The following is a 21522-nucleotide window of genomic DNA, read 5'->3' as shown; positions in this document are numbered from 1 at the left end:
GTCGGGATGGTTAAAGGTGTATCGCCGTCAATGCGGCGCTCCGTCGCGGGTTTTCGGTCCCTCGGAGTCGTAGACGACTACCTCACCCGCCTCGCGCTCGACCGGCCGGTACGAATCGCGGACGCCGATGGCTTCCTCTAGCTCCCTGATCGCTCGCTCTTTGAGCGCCCGGGCCAGTTCCTCGGCATCCTCGCGGGCGATGTCGCGGCCGAGACCCTCACATTCGTGGGCGCGGACCATCCCCGCCTCGTCCACCGCCTCGCCCATCGGCTGGCTCGTCCCTCCGAGCGCGACGCTGAAGGGGTAGGTCTCACAGATCAGCGGCCGGTCCTCGTGGACGGTACACCGCCCCTGGCCCTCCGACTCTTCGTAAAACGTGCAGTCGCCGCAAGCGTCCGTCTGGAGCGCCCACTCGAACGTCTCGCCCTCCAGGCCGTCCGGTCCCTCGGAGAGGCCGTAGGGCATGGGCCGGGCCACGTCACGCCAGTCGTAATCGTCGTCCGTCGCCGCCTGCAACTCGCGCACCTCGTCGGGGAACACCGTGGCCGTGTGCGGATCGTCTCCCTCGCTTTTGCAACACGCGCCGCATCGCGTACACTCGAAGCCGATGGACTCGATGGCGTCGGCCAACTCGCTCACCTCCAACTCCCGCGCCCGGTCGAGTTCGGCTTCGAGCGACTCCATACCGGGCGTGGACGGAGAGCGGACAAAAGACCGTCGCTGGGGGGCTACGCCACTCCGACCTGTCCCGTCTCCCGGTCGAACCGGACCCGCCCCTCGGCGGCGAGTTTGTCGAGGTGGGCGCGCACCGTCGCCGCCGCGAGGTCACGCACGCCGGTCAGATCCTGATCGTACGCGGCGTCGAGAACGGCGTCGACGGAGTCGGCGCCCGCCCGCACCGCGCGTTCGATCCGGCGCTCCCGGTCGAGACGGTGATCGTAGAGCCGACGCAGGGTTGCCCGCGGGTCGTCGATGGTCGGGCCGTGCCCCGGAAACAGGCGCGGTGGGTCGCGAGCGAGGAGGCGACGAAGGGCGACGAGGTACGCGCGCATGTCACCCTCCGGTGCGGCGACGGCGACGCTCCCCGACGCGCGAGCGAGGTCACCAGAGACGATACCCCCGGCCGTCTCGAACGCGACGTGGTCCGGCGCGTGACCGGGCGTGTCGAGGACGGTCAGATCACCTACTCGCTCACCCTCGACGAAGGTGCGGTCGGGGACGACGCCGGTGGCGGCCTCGAATCGTGCTTCGCGGCCACGGCGCGCGTGGACGGTCGCCCCCGTCTCGGCGGCGTAGTGAGCGACGGCGGCGACGTGGTCCGGGTGGGCGTGGGTGATGGCGATGTGATCCACTCTCCGCTCCGCAACGGCGGCGTCGAGGGTGTCGGTGCGGGCGGCAGGGTCGATCAGGACCGTGCCCGCGAGGTAGGCGTTGGTCTCTCCGCCGGCGGTCGTCTCGGTCGGGACCGGAATCCGCTTCACTGTCATGAGGCCCGTTGTAAGTCAGTTCCACCGGTTCGCCGGGACGGGGCGGCGAACCGGCGGGAAACAGTTACAACGGCCCTCACTTCTCGATGATACTCTCCTCGACCGCCTCGCCGAAGTGCCGGGCCACGTCCTCGTAGTAGACGAGCATCTCGTCGCCGGCTTCCAGATCCGTGACGGCGGTCCGGCCCTCGCGGGTGTGGACCTTGATCGTCTCGGCGTTCTGGAGGAGCGTTTCGATGCGGTCGACGCCCTCCTCCGTCTCGACTTCGGCCTGGACGCGGAACATGGGCCGTTTCTCGATCTTGACGCGGCCGACGACCGTCTCGCGGGTGTTGCCGTCGGTGTCGACCACCTGCACCTCGTCGCCGCTCTGGAGCTCCGAGAGGTACGTCGTCCCGCCGCCGGGCGTCCGGGCGTAGGCGTGGACGGCGCCGGCGTTCACCCGGAAGGGCCGGGAGGCGACGTACGGCGACTCCGCTGTCTCGGCGTGGACGAAAAAGAGCCCGCGTGACATCGACCCGACGAGCATCCCCTCGTCGTGTTCCATGAGCGATCCGGTGTCGACACAGACCCGGTCGGCCATGCCCGTTCGCTCCACTTTCGTCACCTCGGCGTACTGCAGGTCGAGGTGTTCGCGTTCGGCGGCGTCGCGCACCTCGCAGGTCGACCGAATCTCGTCCGGGTCGCCGGAATCGAGGAGGACACCGTCGGCGCCGAGTTCCAGCGTCTCGAAGGCGGTCTGGGCCTCTTCGGCGCTCGTGACGCCGGCGATCAGGTCCGTCTCCTCCCCGATGCGCGCGATGAGGTTTTCGAGGGGGATGATCGTCCAGTCCTCGCCGACGACGATGGTGTACTCGGCGTCTTTCGCGGCCGCCTCGGCGAAGGCTTCGTAATCCTCGCTGAAGATGCGAACGTAGGCGCCCTGCGCCCGGTCGTCGTCGCGGCGGAGCGTCGAGAGGTCGGCAGAGCCGGAGAAGTCGGGCGGGAGGTCGACCGTGCCGTCACCTTCCCCATTTTTGCCGACGATGTAGGCGTCGGCGTCCGGTCGCTCGGGTTCGGCGTCCTCGACGAGATCCGCGTCCGTCCGGAACGCCGCCACGTTCACGTCACCGAGTTCGCGCACCTGTGCCACGTCGGCCTCGTCGACAAGTACCCAGTCGACACCGGCTTCGAGGCCGGCCGTGATACGCTCCTTCCGCGTCTCCCAGTCGCCGACGTCCCCGTCGGCCTTCAGCCACACGCTCCGTGTCATTACCGGGAACTCGGGACGCCGTGGCTTCAACGTGGCGGATAGCGGGTCGGGTTAGGCTTCGAGCAGACCGCCGCGCTGCAGCGCCTCGTCGACGCCCGCGTCGTCGTGGATGATCGCGGAGATGGCGCGCGTGATGGCGCCGGGGTCGTCGTGCTGGAAGATGGAGCGACCCATGGAGACGCCGGCGGCGCCGCCGTCCATCGCGCCGCGGACCATCCGCACCGTCTGCCGATCCGTCCCGCGACTCCCGCCGGCGATGACGACGGGCAGACGAGTCCCCTCACAGACGGGGGTGAAGCTCTCGCCGTCGCCGCTGTAGCCCGTCTTCACCACGTCGGCGCCGAGTTCCTCGGCGAGGCGGACGGCGTGAGCGAGGGCCTCGGGGTCGTCCTCGTCGATGCCCGGGCCGCGGGCGTAGGCCATCGCGAGCGTCGGCAGGCCGAGTTCCTCGGCGCGTTCGGTGACGCGAGCGAGGTCGGTCATCTGCTCGGGTTCGTACTCCGAGCCGACGTTGATGTGGAAGGAGACGGCGTCGGCGCCGGCGCGGAGGGCGGCCTCGACCGTTCCGGTCCGGCGTTTGTCGTCCTCGTCCGGACCGATGTTCGTCGAGCCGTTGAGGTGGACGATGTAGCCCGCGCCGTTCTTGTTGTCGTGGACGCGCGGCGCGACGCCCTTCTGCGTGAGGACGGCGTCCGCGCCGCCGTCGGTGATGGCGTCGATCGTCGATTCGATGTCGACCAGCCCCTTCACCGGCCCCATGGTGACGCCGTGGTCCATGGGGACGATGAGGAAGCGGTCGTCCGTGGAGATGCGCTGAAGGCGTGCGCGTGTTCCCGTATTCATGTGTTACCCTGTACCAGTGGCGCTTATGTACGTTCCGGATGCGGCTGTTCGTCCGACGGTGCCCCCCGGAGTGCGCCCTCCTTGAGTTCCCGGGCCTTCGACTCCAGACGATTGGCGACCGTCACCGGCGGATCGCCGCGTTCGACGCCCTGCGCGACGATATCGACCAGCGCGGAGCCGACGATGACACCGTCAGCGCCCGCCTCGATCACTCGCTGGGCGTGGTCGCCCGACGAGATGCCGAAGCCGACCGCCTTGGGAACGTCCCACTCGGCGATCCGTTCGAGGCTCGCGTCGGTCTGATCCGAGAGGTCGGTCCGCGCGCCGGTCGTCCCGAGTCGCGCCTGCACGTAGACGTAGCCCGACACCTGCGACATGATGCGCTCCAGGCGCTCCCCTTTCGTCGTCGGCGCGACGATGAAGATGAGTTCGCAGTCGTGAGCATCGCACGCCTCGCGCAACGGGTCGGCTTCCTCGGCCGGCAGGTCGGGGACGACGAAGCCGTCGATGCCCACCTCCGCGGCGCGGCGGACGAACGCCTCCGGCCCCCGTTCCTCGTCGTCGCCGAACTGGTAGATGAGGTTGTAGTAGGTCATGCAGACGAGCGGGACGTCCACGTCGAGGTCCTCGACGAACTCGAAAAAGCGCGTGGGCGTCATGCCGCCCTCCAGCGACCGGACGATGGCGCTCTGGATGGTCGGCCCCTCCGCGATAGGTTCGGAGAAGGGCAGACCGAGTTCGATCACGTCCGCGCCGCCGCGTTCGAGCGCCTCCACGTACGACAGCGACGCCTCGTAGTTGGGGTCGCCGGCGGCGAGATAGGGGATGAAGGCCGGACCGTCTTCGAACGCCGCCGAGATACGGCTCACTGGAATCCCCCCGTCGCCGCGAAGGTGTCGATGTCGGGGGCGTTCTCGATGTCGCGGTTGTGGGTCTCCTCCAGAACCGTCTCCAGGTCCTTGTCGCCGCGCCCGGAGACGTTGAGGAGGACCACGTCACCGAGTTCGTCGTGGTGTGCCTCGACGTAGGCGACGGCGTGTGCGGATTCGAGGGCAGGGATCACGCCCTCCAGTTGGGAGAGACGGTGGAACCCCTCCAGCGCCCGGTCGTCGTCGACGTTGACAGCCGTGACGCGCCCGCGGTCGGTCAGATCCGCGAGTTCGGGGCCGACGCCGGCGTAGTCGAGGCCGGCGGAGACGCTGTGGGACTCCATGATCTGCCCGTCGCGGTCCTGCAATACACGCGTCCGCGACCCGTGGAGGACGCCCTCCGTCCCCGTCGATAGCGTCGCGGAGTTGGGCGCGACGCCTTCCTCCTCGTTTACCTCCAGACTGCTGCCACCGGCCTCGACGGCGTAGAGGCCCACGTCCTCGTCGTCGACGAACTCCGCGAAGACGCCCATGGTGTTCGATCCGCCGCCGGCACAGGTGACGACGGAGTCGGGAAGTTGGCCCGCCTTCTCTCGGATCTGTTCGCGTGCCTCCTCCGAAATCACTCGCTGGAAGTCCCGCACCATCGCCGGGAACGGGTGGGGGCCGACGACCGAGCCGATGACGTAGTGGGTGTCCTCGACGTTGGTCGCCCAGTCGCGCATCGTCTCGCTGATGGCCTCCTTCAGCGTGCCGCGGCCCACGGTCACGGGGTTCACCTCGGCGCCGTTGAGGCGCATCCGGAACACGTTGGGGCGCTGGCGGTTGATGTCACGCCGGCCCATGTACACTTCGCAGGGCATGCCGAGGTGGGCACACGCCATCGCTGTCGCCGTGCCGTGCTGCCCGGCGCCCGTCTCCGCGATGATGCGCTCTTTCCCCATATACTTCGCCAGGAGGACCTGCCCGAGCGCGTTGTTCAGCTTGTGTGCGCCGCCGTGGAGCAGGTCCTCGCGCTTGAGATACACGTCACAGTCGTAGCGATCCGAGAGCCGCTTGGCGTGCTGGAGGGGCGTCGGGCGCCCGCCGAAATCCGCCAGCCGCTCACGGAAGTCGTCCATGAAGCCGTCCTCGTTGTTCAGGACGTACCGCTCGTACGCGTCCTCCAGTTCCTCGATTGCGGGCATCAACGCCTCGGGAACGTACTGTCCACCGTACTCGCCGAATTTGCCTGTTTCGGAGCTCATGCTGTCGTAAATCGCCGCACGTTCTCGGTTACGTCACCGTCCATGATCGCACTGCCGATGAGGAGGGCGTCGGCGCCCGCCTCGCGCATCCGCCGCACGTCCGCGGCCGACCCGATCCCGCTCTCCGCGATCAGCGTCACGTCGTCGGGGACGTGGGGCGCGATGGTCTCGAAGGTGTCGAGGTCGACTTCGAGTTGCGCCAGATCGCGGTTGTTGACGCCGATCAGGTCCGCCCCCGCCTCGAGCGCCCGGTCGAGTTCCTCGCGGGTGTGCACCTCGACGAGCGGCTGGAAGCCGCGCTCCTCGGCCGCGGTGACGAGAGCGTCGAGGTCGTCCACGAACCGCGCGATCAACAGGATCAGGTCCGACGCCACGAGGTCGAGTTGGGACTCCTGTACGATAAAGTCCTTGCGCAGAACGGGCACGTCGACGGCCTCCCGGATCCGCGCCAGCGACTCGGGCGTCCCCCCAAAGTGGTCGGGTTCGGTCAACACCGAAATCGCCGTCGCGCCGCCGTCGACCATCGCTCGTGCGAGGTCGACCGGTTCGTCGTCGCGCCGCCCATCGGTCGTGGGGCTGGTCGGCTTCACCTCCGCGATCACCGGCACCCGCCCCTCCGCCTCCGCGTCCGCGACGGCGGCCGGGAACGACCGGGCGTCGACCGACAGGCGTTCCTCGCCACCGGCCCGGTCCCGGGCGGCCGCCAGTATCGAGCGCACCGCGGGCGCCAGTTCTTCACCATTAGCGTCCATCATTGTACACTAACGGACTGATTTGCACATAAGCCTTGCGTCCCACTTTTGGGTGGACCGCGCCACCGCTTACGTATGGAAGGCATCTACGCACGCGAGTCGCCGACGCTCGGCCGGGCCGTACAGATCGGCGTCGTGGCCGACCGCGTCATCAGCGTCTCCTTTCCCGAGGAGCCGCCGGCCGACGCCGAGTCCGAGCATTCCCTCTTGGACCGGGTCTTCGACTACCTCGACGGCGCCGAGGATCACTTCGACGACGTGACCGTCGGCCTCACGGTGCCGACCGACCAGCGAACCGTGCTGGAGGCCGTTCGAAACGTCCCCTACGGCGAGACGGTGGACGTGGCACGGGTGGCGCGACTCGCCGGCCTCGACGACGAGGACGAGGCGGACCTCGACACCGTCCGGGAGGCGCTGCGGGCCAACCCCGCCCCCCTCTTCATCCCCGACCACCGGGTCGCGGGGCCGGGCGCGACGCCGTCCGCGGTGACCGAACGCCTGCGCGACCTCGAATCCTGATAGGGGTTATCGTAACTGTCATAGATTCTCGCCGGATCGTCCCGGCGAGAATCTGTGATGACTTCCGATAATCTCTATGAACTACCGCTCGTTCACCACGAACTCCAGCGCGTTCACGAGGTAGTGGGCGACGACGACGGTGATCAGACTCCCCGTGAGAACGAACGCCGCCGCGAGGACGAACCCGAGTAGCCCGGTGACGACGATGCCGGCTCGCCCCTGCGCGCCGTGACCGAGAGCGAAGGCGACGGAGGAGACGGCGGCAAGCAGCCACGGCGAGACGCCGAATCCCGTGGCGAACGTGCCGATCAGCACGCCACGAAAGAGGAGTTCCTCGAAGCCGGCGACGAGCGGAAGCACCACGAGAAGCAGTGCCGCCCAGCCTCCGGCCGAGTCGGGCGCCATCGCCTCCCGGAGCGCCGTCGCGTCCCCGAGGTCGAACCGCTCGCTGAGACGGGAGCCGAGCGTGTTGATCGCGTGGAGCACGACGCCGAGGCCGACGCCGGCGCCGAGCGACAGGGCGTCGACGGTGAGCCCGAGCGACGAGACGGGGACAGCGGCCACCCACATACCGACGACGAGGAGGGTGGCAAAGAGGCCCTGCGAGACGACGACGTTCACCAGCAGGGCGGTCGTCGAAAGATGGAGCGCCCCGTCGCCGGAGTCGACCGGTCGGGCGTCACGGTCCGGCGCGTCGACGACGCGCTCGGTGAGGGTCGGTGGAAACTCCGAGGTCTGCGTCTCGGCCGACGATGCGGACGGTGCCGTCACGGCCTGCGTCGACGCGCGTGCGAGAAAGAGGAGTCCGGCGAGGACGACGCCGACGAAGCCGGCGAACGCCGTCCACTCGGGCACCTTACTGCGGGCTGGGACTGCTCGGGCCCTTGCTGACGCTCTGCTGATCGAGCGCGGAGCCCGTGATCTGCTTGAGGCGGTCGACCAGCGAGTCCTTCTCGGGCTCGCCTTCGAGCGCCACGTCGAGGACTTCGCTGATGTGGCTGACGGGGATGATTTCGATCATCTCCTCGTACTCGTCCTCGATCATCACGTCCTGCATGTTGGCCTCGGGGATGATAACCCGAGTACAGCCGGTCTTGGCGGCGGCCTCGATTTTGTGCGTGACGCCGCCGACCGGGAGCACGTCGCCGCGGACCGAGAGCGATCCGGTCATGGCGAGCGACTGGTCGACGCCGACGCCTTCGAGGGCGCTGATGACCGCCGTCGCGACAGTGATGGAGGCGGAGTCGCCGTCGACGCCGCCCTCACCCGCCTGGACGAACTGGATGTGGATGTCCTTCTGGGTGATGTCCTCGTCGGAGAACTTCTTGATGATGGCGGAGACGTTCGAAACTGCCTCCTGCGCCATCTCCTTCAGCTGTCCCGTGGCGATGACCTCTCCGGGGCCCTGCGAGGGCGTCACCTCGGCCATGACGGGGAGGACGATACCGGAGTCCTCGCCCATGACGGCCAGGCCGTTGACGCGGCCGACGACGAAGCCGTCGCTGACCTGCAGTTCGTAGTCCTTGCGGCGCTGGATGAAGTCGTCCGCGAGCTGCTGTTCGATGCTGCGGGAGCGACCCTTCGCCTGCAGGACGTGGTCGCGGGTCGTGTAGTCGGCGTCGTCGGCGCGAGCGATGTCGCCCGCGACGCGGACGAGGCCGCCGAGGTTACGGAGTTCGAGCGTCAGGTGACCCTTCCGGCCCGCGCGACGGCGCGCTTCGAGGATGACTTCCTCGATGGCGTCGTCGGTGAAGTGGGGCAGGCGGCCGTCCTTCTCCACTTCCTGCGCGATGAACCGGGCGTACTTCCGGCGCATCTCGGGCGTGTCTTCGATGGTGTCGTCCATGTACACCTCGTAGCCGTAGCCCTTGATCCGCGAGCGGAGTGCCGGGTGCATGTTCTCCATCGCGTCGAGGTTCCCCGCGGCGATCATGATGAAGTCACAGGGGACGGGTTCGGTCTGGACCATCGCGCCCGAGGAGCGCTCGGACTGGCCCGTGATGCCGAACTCGCCCTCCTGAATCGCCGTCATCAGGTGCTGCTGGGAACGCACGTCGAGCGTGTTGATCTCGTCGACGAACAGCACGCCCTTGTTTGCCTTGTGGATGGCCCCCGGCTCCACGCGGTCGTGGGACGGCGTCTCCATGCCACCGGACTGGAACGGGTCGTGGCGCACGTCGCCCAGCAGGGCGCCGGCGTGGGCACCCGTCGCGTCCTCGAACGGCGCCGTCTGCTGATCCGCGTTGTTCACGATCAGGTTCGGGATCATCGCGTCGGAGCCACGGGAGCCGTAGCGGAACGCGAGGTAGATGATACCCGCCGCGAGGATGCCGAGCAGGATGTTCCCGGCGATGATGAGGGAGTAGCCCAGCACGATGGCGATGATGATCCACATGAGGAACGAGCGCATCTGGTTGCGCTTGCGGGCTTCCTCCTTGTGGGCCTCGACGATCTGATCGCCCTTCCCCGAGGGCACCGTCCGAACCTTCGGTTCGTTGCCGTCGTCGGGGTTGTGGTAGACGAGGACGTCCTGCAGTTCCTCCTTCGGGAGGAGTTCGCTCATCGCCTTCGCGAGCATCGACTTGCCCGTCCCGGGCGAGCCGATCATCATGACGTGACGGCGCTGTTTGGCCGCCTTCATGACGACGTCGCGGGCGTGTTCCTGTCCGATCACCTGGTCGACGAGTCGGTCGGGAACTTTGATCTCGGCGGTCGAGTCGATCTGAAGCCCGCCGAGGAGGTCGTCCTCCGCGTCCTCGTCGATTTCGGCGTCGATCTGAACGTCGCTGCCGAGGTCGTCGATGGACCCGTCGTCCGCACCGTCACCCGGGTCGTCGCCGGGGTCCGGGTCGGACGGGACAGGGACGTCGTCTTCCCATTCGTCGGCCCCGCCGGAGTCCTCACGGGGCGGGTCGTCGTCGACCCGCTCCGCGCCGCCGGCCGGGCGCTCGTCCGTGTTCGTGTCGTCGTTCATAGAACGGTATCGTTGGTCGAACTGAAGGGTGCGCGCCTGATATACTTTCTCCCCCCGGACATCATTGGTGAAGGCCAGCTTCGGCGGTGTGAACCCCGCTTCCGTCCGAATTCCGCCGAGCCGACGACTCGCGGATTTTATAAATGCTCGCGTACACGTCGTCATCATGCGGGGGTTCTACATCGGCCGGTTCCAGCCGTATCACGACGGTCACCACCGGATGGTCGCCGAGATCGTCGACGAGGTCGACGAACTCGTCCTCGGGATCGGGAGCGCCGGCCACTCGCACACGACGCGCAATCCCTTCACGGCGGGCGAGCGCGTGATGATGGTCACGAAATCGGTCGCCGAATTCGATCTCACGACCTACGTGGTCCCTATCGAGGATCTGGACCGCAACTCCGTCTGGGTGAGCCACGTCCGGAGCATGTCGCCCTCCTTCGACCTCGCCTACTCCAACAACCCGCTCGTCATCCAGTTGTTCGAGGAGGCAGGCGTCGAGGTGCGCCAGTCACCCATGTTCAACCGCGATGTGCTAGAGGGGACGGAACTCCGCGAGCGCATGATCGAGGGCGGCGAGTGGCAGCATCTCGTCCCCGACGCGGTCGTCGAGGTCATCGACGAAATCGGCGGCATCGAGCGTATCCAACGGGTGAGCGAAACCGACAGCAACGGCCCATGATCACGCTCGCGTCCGACTTCGGCACGCCGTATCCGGCCGCGATGAAAGGCGCCCTGTTGCGGCGGACGGACGCCCGCCTCGTCGACGTGAGCCACGACCTGCCCCGCGGGGCGATCCGCGAATCGGCCTTCTGGCTCCGCGAAGTCCTGCCCACCTTCCCGCCGGCGACCCACCTTGCGGTCGTCGATCCCGGCGTCGGCACCGACCGCGGCGTCCTCGTCGCCCGCGCGGGCGAACACACATTCGTCAGCCCGGACAACGGTCTGCTCGCACCCGCAGTGCGTCGGATCGCGGACGGCGCGGACGCCGACGTGGACTGGTTCCACGCCGACCCCGGCGAACCCACCTCCAGCACCTTCCACGGCCGGGACGTGTTCGCCCCGCTCGCGGCGACGATACACGAGTTCGTCGCGGACGCGGGCGTCGGCGCCCTCGGAACCCACGACCGCCTGACCGCAATCGACGGGCCGGTCGACTGCCGGCTTCCGGAGGCGACGGTCGAGGACGACCGGGCCGATGGGTGGGTCCTCGCCGTCGACGACTTCGGCAACGTCGTCACGAACGTTCCCGGCGACTTCCTCGACGGCCGGGAGGTCGTCCGTGTGAACGGCCAGCGCGTCCCCGTCGGGGCGACGTTCGGCGCCGTCGATCCCGGCAGTCCGCTGGTCGTCGTCGGCAGCCACGGCTACGTCGAGTGCGACGTGAACGGCGGCCGCGGCGACGAGTGGTTCGGCCTCTCGCCGGGGAATACGGTAGAAATCGACGGCGTGGCCTGAGCGTTTAGCGCGCCGCGATCACGTCGTCGATACGGAGGATCATCGTCGCCGCCTCGGCCGCGGAGCCGACGGCCTCCCGCTTCACCGCCGCGGGGTCGAGGATGCCGTACTCGACGGGGTCGCCGACGCTCCCGGTGCGTCCGCCGGAGATGATGCCCGCGCGGCCCTCGCGTTCGTGGTGGGTGCGCAGGTCGACCATCGCGTCGATGGGGTCCATGCCCGTGTTCTCTGCGAGCGTGCGCGGGAGCGCCTCGACGGCGTCGGCGAACGCCTCGACGGCGAGTTGTTTCCGGCCGGCGATCCGCGCGGCCGCCTCGCGGACGCGGCTGACGACGGCGATTTCGGTCGCGCCGGCGCCGGGCACGACGCCGCCCGATTCTACCGCGGCGACGACGCCGTCGACGGCGTCCGTCACCGCGCGTTCGAGTTCGTCCACGACGTGTTCGGTGCCGCCCCGGAGGAGGAGCGTCACGGCCGCGGCGGCCGCGCCGCCCTCGACGACCACGAGGTCGTCGGTGCCGAAGCGTTCGATGTCGACCGAGTCGGCGTAGCCGAGGTCGTCGGGATCGATGTCGGCCACGGTGCCGAGTCGACGCGCGCCGACGGCGCGGGCGATGGCCGTCGCGTCACTGCCCTTCACGTTGCCGAACGCGAGGATGCCGGCACGGGCGAGGTGGTTGGCGACGCGGTCGTCCACCTTTTTGGTGCAGAAGACCACGTCGACGCCGGCGTCGGCGAGGGCGGATGCGTAGCCGCGGAGTTCCGTCTCCTCGGCGTCGAGCGCCGCGTCGAGCTGGTCGACGCTGGTGATCGCGTACTCGGTGTCGACCGAACTCTTGCGCACGTCGAGTTTGACGTCGACGACCGCCACGGTCGCCTCCTCGACGGAACGGGGCATGGCGTCGACGAGGGGATCCTTGTCGACGACGACGCCCTCGACGAGGCGGGTCGCGCTCGAACTCGCGCCCGTGTGCGTGGTGATGTGGATGCTGTCGTGGTCGATGTCGCCGTCAGTGGTGACGTGGCGAACGGCCGCGACGACACGCTCCGCGAGAATCTCCGCGGACACGTCGCCGGTTCCCTTGCCCGTCATGCTCGACTCCGCGACGCGAGCGAGCAGGTCGTCGTCGAGGTCGGCCTCCAGTGTCATCTCGCCGATGGCGGTCAGCGCGATGCCGACGGCCTCGTCGTACCCTTCGACCACGACGGTCGGGTGGAGGTCGCTGTCGAGGAGATCCTCGGCGCGGGCGAGGAGTTCGCCCGCGAGGACGGCCGCGGTGGTCGTGCCGTCACCGACCGACTCCTCCTGTGTCTCGGCGACTTCGACGATCATCTTCGCGGCGGGGTGTTCGATGTCCATCTCGCCGAGGATGGTCGCGCCATCGTTGGTCACGACGACGGTGCCGGAGGCGTCGACGAGCATCTTGTCCATCCCACGCGGCCCGAGCGTGGTGCGTACGGCGTTCGCGACGGCTTTCCCCGCGCGGATGTTCGAATCCTGAGCGTTTCGGCCCTGGGTCCGCTGCGTGTCTTCGGTCAGAATGTACAGCGGTTGCTGCATACGGGTACTCATAGACAGAGAGACAGACGCTTGCGGTTCTATATATGCGTTGTCGGACGTATGATAGCACGCGACAGCACCGGAGACGGCCGATTAGCGCCAGTCGTACCGCGCGACGGCGCGGTCCGAGCGGTCGGAGATACCGTGGGGGTTGCGCACCGGCGAGCGATCCCTGAGGCGCGCGACGAGGCCGTCGGCGGCGCCGCGGGCGACGCCGGTGACGACGGCGCGGCCGGTCGCGAGCCACTCGGTCGGTTGCAGGTCGCCACGGAGCACGTCGCCGGCGGCGACGAGGGCGTCCCGCAGGGCGCGTCGGGTCGTCCCCGTCGCCGCGGCCGGCCGGATGCCGTAGTTTTTCACGAGGCGGTAGGTGAGTGCCCGAAACTCGACGCCGCGGTCGGCGATCGTCCCGCCGTCGGCCGAATACTCCTGCCGGACGCACATCTCGGGGCGCCACGCCACCTCGTAGTCGAGGCCAGCGAGGCGGTGGGCGGCGTCGCGGTCACCGCCGGCCTCCAGATACTCGTCGAAGCCGTCGAGGGCGTCGAGGACGGGGCGTCGGAAGGCGACGTTGCCGCCGTTGAAGTAAGTCACCTCGCGAGAGCCGATCTGTCGCCGTTCGGACTCCTCGGTAGTCATCCCGCCGTCGAGCGTCCGGTGAGTCGGCCCGGTGACGACCGGCGCGTCGTCGAGGCCGTCGGAGAGTCCCGCGAGCCACGTCGGTTCGACCACGAGGTCGTACTGCAGGAAAGCGATCACGTCGCCGGTGGCGACTTCGAGGCCGGCGTTGCGAGCGACGTTCCCCGTCCGGGTCGACACCTCGACCAGTACGTCCACGTCGTCGCGTTCTCGAATCATCCCGGTAGTGCCGTCGGTGGATGGACCGTTGACGACGACGACCTCCGCGTCCGGGGCGTGGGCGGCTACGCCGTCGAGGCAGGCGGCAAGCCGGTCCCGGCCGTTGAGAGTGGGTATCACTACCGAGAGGTCCATATCCGACCACACCGACTCAGCGACCATAACGGTTCGCACCTACACGTGCGCGTTCCAGTACGAGACCGAGGCAAGGTGGGTGCCGAGCGGCGTGTCGCCGATGGCGGTGTCGGCGGAGCGGAACGCGCCGGCCAGCTGATTCGGAATCTTCCGGTAGAAGCCGTACGGAAGGACGAAATCGTGGCTCGCGTCGACGAGCGTCAGGCCGGCACCGTCGATGAGTCGCTCGACCTCCCCGCGACCGTAGAGCCGCGAGCCCATCGGGAGCAGCCAGTTGTAGAGCACGCGCGTACTGCGGTCGTTGAACGTGTCGAAAAACACCTGATCCTTCGAGACGCGACACATTTCGGCGAGGAACTTCGCCGGCGTGTCCGCGAGGTGGAAGAATCGCATCGCGAAGACGGTGTCGAAGTGGTTGTCCGGAAACGGCAGGCGGGCGGCGTCGCCACGCAGGAACTCGATGCGGTCGGCGACGCCCGCCGCGCGAGCTTTCTTCCGACCCTCCGCCATCATCGCCGAGGAGATGTCCAGACCGACGATGTCCGCGCCGCGTTCGGCCAGCATGACCGTGAACCGGCCCGTCCCACAAGCAATTTCGAGTACGCTCCGGTCTTCGAGCGGGTTCAGCGCTTCGAGGACGGCCCGCTTTTCGCGACGGTCGATGAGACGCCCACCGCGGGAGAACCGCTTGACATCGTACTCCTGGGCGACTTCGTCCGCCTGATACCACTCCTCTCCTTTCACGCTACCCGTCTCTCTGCCCGAAGACTAAAACCGTACTGGATGTACTGTCGGCGGCACCCGACTTCGGAGTCGAAGAGTGGGGGACTGTTGACAAATGACTGCCTCTTTTTGCATTTAATGCCATATAAGGTGTCTCGTGTGTTTTCACGCATATGGAGACAACCTTTACCAACACCGATGCGGACGAACAGGTATGAGCACCACAGCAGCCGACTCCGTCGGCGACGACCGACTGACGACCAGCGAATACCGCGAACGACTGCGCGAACTCCCGCCGAGTGCGAAACTCGTTGCCAAGGTGCTCGAGAGCGACTCGCCGCTCTCGCAGGGGCAACTCGCCGAGGAGTCGCTGCTCCCTGACCGGACGGTTCGCTACGCGCTGAACCGTCTGGAGGAGTCCGACATCGTCGGCTCTCGCTACAGCTTCAAGGACGCTCGGAAGCAGGTCTACTTCCTGCGGACCTGAGAGAGTCCGAAAGCCGAACGGCGCTCTTTCTACTCTCGATCCTCGACCCGCTCTCCGTCCCGTGAGTCAGCGCACCATGGACAGAAGGAGAGGTCGGGATCGAAGTCCCGGCCACACGACGGACACGTCACCGACGGGCCGTCCTCGTCGGTCGGGTCGGCGGCCACCACGTTGGTCGACTGTGACCGACGGGCGACGAAGTACGCGTCGACCGTGTTCAGCGTGAGCAAGAGGAGGATCGGCCCCGTCACGCGAAGCGGGAGCGTCGACAGCGTCGCCGTCTCGGGGTCCGCGAACGACGCCGTGAGGACGAGACCGGCACCGAGGACCAACGAGAACCACGCGAACGCCCGCCCCCACTCCCGGAGGTAGGCGTGGCCGGCGCCGGCGATACCGATCACCGAACCGACCACGCTCACGACGACGGTGAGAGCCACCCGTCGCTCCGTGTTAGCCATCGTCCGAAAGAGGGGTCGCCACCTGCTTATATTCTCGCCCCCAGTGCGCTACCGACCGCCGAGGCGGTCGATCAGGTCCGCGAGCGTCGCCAGATCGTACTGGCCCGGCGCCGTCGCCTCCGCCGGATCGACCGGGGCGTAGCCGATCTTCGACCCGTAGAGCGGCGCGACCGCCCGGGTGTGCCGACCGGCTTCACCCATCGCCATCGTCGCCACCCGGTCGCCACGCTCCGTCGCCGCGTGGGTCGCCGAGAGCACCCGCAACGCGTCGTCGCGGTCGGTCGCCGTCACCGCCGCCTTCCCCACGTCGCCGTGGTCGGCCGCCTCGGTGAGCAACGCCGCCAAGCGCGCCGCGGCGGGCGTCGCCTCGAAGTCGTGGACCGACGCGATCACCCGCGCACCGTTGTCGCGGGCCGTCGCCGCCGCCGCAGTACCGGGGTCGTCACGCAGACTCGCCAACTCGATGTCGACGGCGCCGACGGCGTCGTGGGCGCTCGCCTCCTCCAGTACGGCCAGTCGCTCCCGCTCCGGCGCGTCGGCTTCGCCCCCCTCCGCCGGATCGCGATTCGTGGCGATGAGCGGCAGGTCGCCGTCGTAGTCGTCGAGTGCGGCGAGCGGATCGCTCGCGAGATCCATTCGGAACTCGACGGCGTCTGCGTGGTCGCGGGCCGCGGGTTCGTCGGCCAGGTCGGCCGTCGCCGCCGCGAGAACCAGCGAATCGAAGTCCATGCCTCACCCCTCGGCGGGGTCGCCATTAAACTCCTCGTCGGCCGGGACGTGATCGAGGACGTACCGCCGGCCGTCGGCCGTGGATCGCTCCGTGACCGCCTCGACGACGTAGGGACGGATGCGCCGCTCCCGTTTCGTCACCACCCGGAAATCGTAGTGTTCGGCCTCGTAGCCGCCGTCGCGGTCGACCATCGCCGTCCGGTGGCGGTCGAGTCGCGACGCGACCTGCCGCCGGGACGCGGCCGGTAAATCGGTCAAGCGGTCGTCAAGCGCCGCGAACAGGTCGGCGTCGAGGTCGTAGCCGACCGAGTTCCGGGCGGCGTGCATCGCGGCGAGCGCCGTCGTGCCCGTCCCCGCGAACGGGTCGAGCACCCGGTCTCCGTGAACCGAGAACATCCGGATCAGGCGCAGGGGAATCTCCAGCGGAAAGGCCGCGGACCGATCGCGCCGGTCGTCGCTCCCGCCGGCGTCGAGCGCCTGACCCTCGCCTCGAAGCTCCCAGAGATCGGAGAACCAGCGGTTGCGCTCCTCCCAGAAGAAGGCGCTCTCGTACCGCTGGTCGTCGCCCGGCGGGAACGACCGGGTGCCGCCCTTCCGGAAGATGAGAACGTACTCGTGTTCGAGGGTGACGTAGGCGTTCGGGGGGAGCGTGCCCGACCCCATGAACTTGGTGTGGCTGTTGGTCGGCTTGCGCCAGAGCACGTCGGGGAGGGGTGTCAGCCCCCGCGATCGGAGGGCGTCGATAATCCGGACGTGGTTGGGGTACTGCTGGAACGTGCCGTCGACGGAGCGGGTGGCGTCGCCGACGTTGATACAGGCCATGCCGCCGGGGGCGAGGACGCGTTCGACCTCGTCCCAGACGGCGTCGAGTTGAGCGTGCATCAGATCGAAGGCGGCGTCGCCGTCGCCGGCGTCGAGCGCCGCTCGCACGTCCGGGTCCCGCGACGCGAAGAGGTCGTCCCAGAGTTCGATCATCGGGTACGGCGGCGACGTGACGACGAGGTGGACCGACTCGTCGTCGACGGCGTTCATCTCGGCCGCGTCGCCAGCGTGCAGGACGTGCGTGGTCCGCATCGGTGTCACCTCCCTGCCCCCGGCAGGTATCGGTGTCGGTTCCGGCATCGCCGGTCGCCACCGTGCTCTTGTTGCTCCGCACCGAACACCGACCATGTCCCCGCCAGATCGCATCGTCTCACTCGCCCCTGCCGCCACCGCGACCTGCCGCGAACTCGGCGTTGCGGATCGGCTGGTGGGAATCACGACCCACTGCCGATCCGAACTCGACGGTGATCCCGCCGTCCTCGGCGGGTGGCTCGACCCCGATCTGGACGAACTGGAGACGCTCGATCCCGACCTCGTCTGCACGAGCGACGGCCTGCAAGCCGTGGTTCGGGACGCCATCCGCGAGCGCGGCATCCGGGTCTACCACATGGACGCGCGAACGCTCCCCACCGTGATCGAGGGGTTCGCCGCCCTCGGGGACGCCGTGGGCCGCGGGAGCGAGGGGGAACGACTGGCCGAGCGAAGCCGCGAGCGACTGGATCGCCTCCGCGAGCGCCGACCCGCCGACCGGCCGACCGTCTACTGCGAGGAGTGGGCAGAGCCCCCGATGGCCGCCGGCAACTGGATACCCGAAGTCGTCGAGGCCGCGGGTGGCCACCACCCGTTCGTCGAACCCGGCGAACGCTCGCGAGCGATCACACAGGATGCTGTCGAGGCAGCCGATCCGGACCACGTCGTCCTCCACCTCTGTGACCACGGGTCGCAGGTCGATCCCGCGACGTTCACCGACCGCGACTGGGACGTGGACGCCACGGTCCACGTCGTCGACGACCGGCTCCTGAACCAGCCGAGTCCGAACCTGATCGACGGAGCCGAACGGCTGGCAGAGCTGTTCTAACGGTCAGGAGACGGCTGTCGGCGTCGACTGCGCGGACCGTCTGAACAGGACGGCCAGCGCGATCTTCGAGCCGGGAAACGTGATCGCCCACGCCGAAGCGAGCCAGATCAACGGGTGATAGTAGATCTGGAGCGCGAGAAACGGGAGGAGGAGGCCGTTCGCGATCAGAAACCACCGAACGGTTCGTTCGAGCCCCTCACCCGTGAACGCGAACGCGGCAAAGAGCGTGGCGAGACTCATGAAACTGTAGCCGAGGAGATCCACCGAGTAGAGAAACGAGTCGAAGGAGACGAACAGGAACGGCTGGAGTCGAACGCTTTCGGCCGTCCTGTCGAGGAGGTTCGGGACGACGAACGTGAGTTGGACGTAGTAGTTGATGCTGATCAACACCGTGTATATCGTCGCGAAGACGAGGCCGAGGTGGCTCCATATCTGTCGCTCCGCTGGCGCGTAGTAGTGGATGCTGACCATCAGAATCACGAACGCCGTGCCGAGGAACAGCGAGGGAGTGAGAAGCACGACGAGTCCGAACGGCGTGCTCGCACTCTCCGGGCCACCCGCCGAACCCAGCAATCCGACCCATTCGGCCACCTGCGCGACGACGTAACTGACGCTGAACAGCGTCGCAAAGAGGGCCGACCAGAATCCGAGTCGACTGACCGCAGGTGACGTGGGGTTCGTCATGACGACGACCACGGCGCGACCGTCGATAAGCGTATTCGTGGCCTCGCTCCGTCGATCCCACCCGCGCCACGGATGCCCGGAGACGCCGGCCAGCGTGGGTTACTCGACGTCCGGATCGGGGTCCGGTTGCGCGTCCGTCCCCGCCCCGGATGTCTCGTCCACCGCGTTCGTCAGCGAGACGTTGAGCGCGAGCATCGAGACGACGCCGCCGGCGACGGTGACGAGGTTCTTCACCGCGTGATCGAGCACCGCGGCGCCGAAGGCCGTCGGGCCGGTAACGGGCGTCAGCCCCGCGACGAGGATGGTAAAGGCCGCCTCGTAGAGGCCGATCCCGCCGGGGGAGAGTGGGAGCACCTTCGCGAGGTTGCCGACGCTCACCGCGAAGAAGCCGATGGCGACGAGCGTCGTCGGCGCAAGCGAGACGTGAAAGGCCGCGAGGACGAGGACGGCGGTCACCACGTCGAGCGACCAGATAGCGAGGCTGCTCACCCCCACGCGGGCGAAGGCGGCGCGGTCAGCGGCCACCGTCTGTACGTCGGCGACGAATCGCTCCAGCACGCCCGCCACGTAGTCGGCGTAGGAGTCGGAGCTCACGCCGGTGACGACTCGCCGGACGAGGTTGCCCTCGCGGCGCGCGCTGACGACGATGACGACGACGGCGAGGACGGCCGCTGCGGCGACGCCCGCCGCAACGGTGAGGGCGATCCGGGCGCTCCGCGGGTCGATCCCGGGGACGCCCTGCGAGACGGCCGACACCACCTGTCCGGTCGCGCCCGTAAGCAGGAAGCCGACCAAGACGGTGCCGCCGAGGACGGTGATCGTCAGCAGGTCGAAGACGCGCTCGACGGCGAGGGACGCGAACCCGGTCGGGTAGGGGATGCCTCGCCGAGCCTTCACCACGTACGCACGAACCGCGTCGCCCGCCCGCGCGGGGAAGACGAGGTTGCCGGTCTGGCTGATGAACACCGCACCCGTGAGGAAGCCGAGGCGTTCGCGGTAGCCGAGTTCGGCGAGGATGTCGCGGTAGCGGGCACCGCGGAGCGGCCACGACAGGAGATAGACGGCGCCCGCCAGCGCGACGAGTCGGAGGTCGGCCCCCTCCAGTTCGGTCAGGACGGCCTGCGGGTCGAGATACAGCGTCATCAGCGCGAGGGCGACGACCGTCAGGAGCGCACCGGCACCGATGCTCACCCGCCGGGTGATCCGTGGGCTGACCGAGAGCTGCCACCACAGCCGGAGGATCTGACTCCCCATGCCGAACACGTCGCGGACGAGGTCGACCTTGGTGTCGCCTTTCGGCTCCCACTCGACGGGGAACTCGGCCACCTCCAGCCCCGCCCGCTGGGCACGAACGAGGAGTTCCGTGTCCCAGAACCAGTGTTCGTCCTCCACGTCCGCGTGCAGGCGCTCGAACGCCTCGCGGCTCAGCGCCTTGAACCCGCACTGGTGGTCGCGGAGCGGCGAGCGGAGGACGAAGCGCACGAGGCCGTTGTACACCCGCGAGGGAACGCCGCGTTTGGCCGGGCGGTCGGCGACCTGGCCGGGCATCCAGCGCGACCCGGTGGCCACGTCGGCCTCGCCGGACCGCACCCGTTCGACCAGTTCCTCCAGATGCTGCATGTCCGTCGCGAGGTCGGTGTCGAAGTAGACGAGGGTGTCGCCATCGGCGGCCGCAAAGGCGTGTTCGAGGGCGCCGCCGCGGCCGAGGCGTTCGTCGCTGTGGAAGTGGCGGACGCGGTCGTCCTCGGCCGCGAGTCGGTCCGCTATCTCCGGCGTGCGGTCGTCACAGCCGTCTTCCGCGACGATCACTTCGAACGTCCCGGCCGGGAGGAAGGCTGCGAGCGTATCGAGCGTCGTCTCCACCGTCCGCTCGATGGTCCGCTCCTCGTTGTACGCGGGGAGGACGACGCTCACTTCCACGCCGGACGGGTCCATTTGCCGGGGATGGTCGGGCCGCGTTCAAGAACTTTCTGTCTCCGTCCCCACCCTTTTCACGCCGCCGACACGACGAGACGTATGACTGCGTTCGATTCGACGGTGCTCAGCGTCGTCGTGCTGATCGGCCTGTTGGGGGCGAGTGCCTTCTTCTCCAGTACGGAAATCGCCGTCTTCTCACTGTCGCGAACGTGGCTGGACGAGCGCGTCGCCGCAAAGGATCGACGGGCGTCGATCCTCGCCGAACTCCGCGACGACCCCCACCGCCTCCTCGTGACGCTGCTCGTCGGTAACAACGTCGTCAACGTCGCCATCTCCAGCATCCTTGCGGTCCTCCTCGCAGACCGGTTCTCCGGTGGCGTCGCCGTCGTGCTGACGACCGTCGTCGCGGGGAGTGTCGTCCTCGTATTCGGTGAAATCCTGCCGAAGGCGTACGGCCTCGGCCACGCCGAGTCGTGGTCGCTGACGGCGGCACGCCCCGTCCGGATCGTCGAGCGTCTCCTCCTGCCCATCGTGATCGTCTTCGACTTCGTCACACGGCGGGCAGGGGCGATGATGGGTGGCGATCCCGATATCGAGGAGCCGTACACCGACACCGATCCGAAGCGGGCGGGCGAGCGGGGCGAAGGAGCGAAGTGAACGGCCTGCCAA

The 21522-nt window shown here is 68.3% G+C and carries 23 protein-coding genes; 6 read left to right on the top strand and 17 right to left on the bottom strand.

What is annotated here, in order from left to right; translation table 11 throughout:
• Positions 1-27: 27 nt before the first annotated feature.
• From DU502_RS05980 to trpC, 7 genes are all read right to left on the bottom strand, one after another.
• Positions 28-684 (bottom strand): YkgJ family cysteine cluster protein, encoded by a 657-nt coding sequence (locus DU502_RS05980; RefSeq protein ID WP_121920896.1) that lies wholly within the window; start codon positions 682-684, stop codon positions 28-30.
• Positions 685-728: 44 nt separating this feature from the next.
• A complete protein-coding gene (locus tag DU502_RS05975) occupies positions 729-1487 on the bottom strand; it encodes an MBL fold metallo-hydrolase (RefSeq protein WP_121920897.1) in 759 nt (252 codons plus the stop codon).
• 76 nt (positions 1488-1563) lie between these two features.
• Positions 1564-2739 carry a 3-dehydroquinate synthase II gene (locus DU502_RS05970; RefSeq protein WP_121920898.1) on the bottom strand — a complete coding sequence of 392 codons (1176 nt, stop codon included), beginning with the start codon at positions 2737-2739 and terminating at the stop codon, positions 1564-1566.
• Positions 2740-2790: 51 nt separating this feature from the next.
• Positions 2791-3582 (bottom strand): 2-amino-3,7-dideoxy-D-threo-hept-6-ulosonate synthase, encoded by a 792-nt coding sequence (locus DU502_RS05965; protein ID WP_121920899.1) that lies wholly within the window; start codon positions 3580-3582, stop codon positions 2791-2793.
• Positions 3583-3605: 23 nt separating this feature from the next.
• A complete protein-coding gene (gene trpA, locus DU502_RS05960) occupies positions 3606-4451 on the bottom strand; it encodes a tryptophan synthase subunit alpha (protein WP_121920900.1) in 846 nt (281 codons plus the stop codon).
• A complete protein-coding gene (trpB, locus tag DU502_RS05955) occupies positions 4448-5698 on the bottom strand; it encodes a tryptophan synthase subunit beta (protein ID WP_121920901.1) in 1251 nt (416 codons plus the stop codon). The genes trpA and trpB overlap by 4 nt, the downstream gene beginning before the upstream one ends.
• Positions 5695-6450 (bottom strand): indole-3-glycerol phosphate synthase, encoded by a 756-nt coding sequence (gene trpC, locus DU502_RS05950; protein WP_121920902.1) that lies wholly within the window; start codon positions 6448-6450, stop codon positions 5695-5697. The genes trpB and trpC overlap by 4 nt, the downstream gene beginning before the upstream one ends.
• A 75-nt stretch (positions 6451-6525) precedes the next feature.
• On the opposite strand from trpC, the gene DU502_RS05945 reads away from it, so the two are divergent.
• Positions 6526-6969, top strand: coding sequence for an MGMT family protein (locus DU502_RS05945; protein WP_121920903.1), 444 nt, complete (start codon positions 6526-6528; stop codon positions 6967-6969).
• 81 nt (positions 6970-7050) lie between these two features.
• On the opposite strand, the gene DU502_RS18170 is transcribed toward DU502_RS05945, so the two are convergent.
• Both DU502_RS18170 and lonB read right to left on the bottom strand, forming a co-directional pair.
• Entirely contained in the window at positions 7051-7824 is a 774-nt protein-coding gene (locus DU502_RS18170) for a CPBP family intramembrane glutamic endopeptidase (protein ID WP_166033642.1), read from the bottom strand.
• Position 7825: 1 nt separating this feature from the next.
• Positions 7826-9943, bottom strand: coding sequence for an ATP-dependent protease LonB (lonB, locus tag DU502_RS05935; RefSeq protein WP_121920904.1), 2118 nt, complete (start codon positions 9941-9943; stop codon positions 7826-7828).
• A gap of 166 nt (positions 9944-10109) precedes the next feature.
• Here lonB and DU502_RS05930 point away from each other — a divergent pair, with 166 nt between their 5' ends.
• A complete protein-coding gene (locus DU502_RS05930) occupies positions 10110-10625 on the top strand; it encodes a nicotinamide-nucleotide adenylyltransferase (RefSeq protein ID WP_121920905.1) in 516 nt (171 codons plus the stop codon).
• Positions 10622-11401 (top strand): SAM hydrolase/SAM-dependent halogenase family protein, encoded by a 780-nt coding sequence (locus DU502_RS05925; protein ID WP_121920906.1) that lies wholly within the window; start codon positions 10622-10624, stop codon positions 11399-11401. The genes DU502_RS05930 and DU502_RS05925 overlap by 4 nt, the downstream gene beginning before the upstream one ends.
• A gap of 4 nt (positions 11402-11405) precedes the next feature.
• Here the strand turns inward: DU502_RS05925 and thsA are convergent, their stop codons facing one another.
• The 3 genes from thsA to DU502_RS05910 all read right to left on the bottom strand — a co-directional run bounded on the left by thsA (position 11406) and on the right by DU502_RS05910 (position 14699).
• Positions 11406-12962, bottom strand: a complete 1557-nt coding sequence (gene thsA, locus DU502_RS05920) for a thermosome subunit alpha (protein ID WP_121920907.1) — start codon at positions 12960-12962, stop codon at positions 11406-11408.
• Positions 12963-13055: 93 nt separating this feature from the next.
• Positions 13056-13955 (bottom strand): glycosyltransferase family 2 protein, encoded by a 900-nt coding sequence (locus DU502_RS05915; protein ID WP_121920908.1) that lies wholly within the window; start codon positions 13953-13955, stop codon positions 13056-13058.
• Between the two features lie 39 nt (positions 13956-13994).
• Entirely contained in the window at positions 13995-14699 is a 705-nt protein-coding gene (locus DU502_RS05910; protein WP_121920909.1) for a class I SAM-dependent methyltransferase, read from the bottom strand.
• A gap of 193 nt (positions 14700-14892) precedes the next feature.
• Here DU502_RS05910 and DU502_RS05905 point away from each other — a divergent pair, with 193 nt between their 5' ends.
• A complete protein-coding gene (locus tag DU502_RS05905) occupies positions 14893-15165 on the top strand; it encodes a winged helix-turn-helix domain-containing protein (RefSeq protein ID WP_121920910.1) in 273 nt (90 codons plus the stop codon).
• A 29-nt stretch (positions 15166-15194) separates the two neighbouring features.
• Here DU502_RS05905 and DU502_RS05900 read toward each other — a convergent pair whose 3' ends face one another.
• From DU502_RS05900 to DU502_RS05890, 3 genes are read right to left on the bottom strand one after another with little or no spacing between them, the layout of a single operon-like run.
• Positions 15195-15623 (bottom strand): zinc ribbon domain-containing protein, encoded by a 429-nt coding sequence (locus DU502_RS05900; protein ID WP_121920911.1) that lies wholly within the window; start codon positions 15621-15623, stop codon positions 15195-15197.
• Positions 15624-15671: 48 nt separating this feature from the next.
• Positions 15672-16352, bottom strand: a complete 681-nt coding sequence (locus tag DU502_RS05895; protein ID WP_121920912.1) for a type I 3-dehydroquinate dehydratase — start codon at positions 16350-16352, stop codon at positions 15672-15674.
• 3 nt (positions 16353-16355) lie between these two features.
• Entirely contained in the window at positions 16356-17426 is a 1071-nt protein-coding gene (locus DU502_RS05890; RefSeq protein ID WP_121920913.1) for a DNA-methyltransferase, read from the bottom strand.
• 94 nt (positions 17427-17520) lie between these two features.
• On the opposite strand from DU502_RS05890, the gene DU502_RS05885 reads away from it, so the two are divergent.
• Positions 17521-18252 (top strand): helical backbone metal receptor, encoded by a 732-nt coding sequence (locus DU502_RS05885; RefSeq protein WP_121920914.1) that lies wholly within the window; start codon positions 17521-17523, stop codon positions 18250-18252.
• Between the two features lie 3 nt (positions 18253-18255).
• Here the strand turns inward: DU502_RS05885 and DU502_RS05880 are convergent, their stop codons facing one another.
• Complete coding sequence (locus DU502_RS05880) at positions 18256-18936, bottom strand: hypothetical protein (RefSeq protein WP_121921018.1); 681 nt, start codon at positions 18934-18936, stop codon at positions 18256-18258.
• A 99-nt stretch (positions 18937-19035) separates the two neighbouring features.
• Positions 19036-20871 (bottom strand): flippase-like domain-containing protein, encoded by a 1836-nt coding sequence (locus tag DU502_RS05875; RefSeq protein ID WP_121920915.1) that lies wholly within the window; start codon positions 20869-20871, stop codon positions 19036-19038.
• Positions 20872-20952: 81 nt separating this feature from the next.
• Between DU502_RS05875 and DU502_RS05870 the strand changes: the two genes are divergently transcribed.
• Complete coding sequence (locus tag DU502_RS05870; protein WP_121920916.1) at positions 20953-21510, top strand: CNNM domain-containing protein; 558 nt, start codon at positions 20953-20955, stop codon at positions 21508-21510.
• The last annotated feature ends 12 nt before the right edge of the window (positions 21511-21522 follow it).

Source organism: Haloplanus aerogenes, from assembly GCF_003856835.1.
GTDB lineage: Archaea > Halobacteriota > Halobacteria > Halobacteriales > Haloferacaceae > Haloplanus > Haloplanus aerogenes.
Note: the sequence above shows the minus strand (reverse complement) of the source record. Positions and strands in the feature narration are given on the sequence as shown.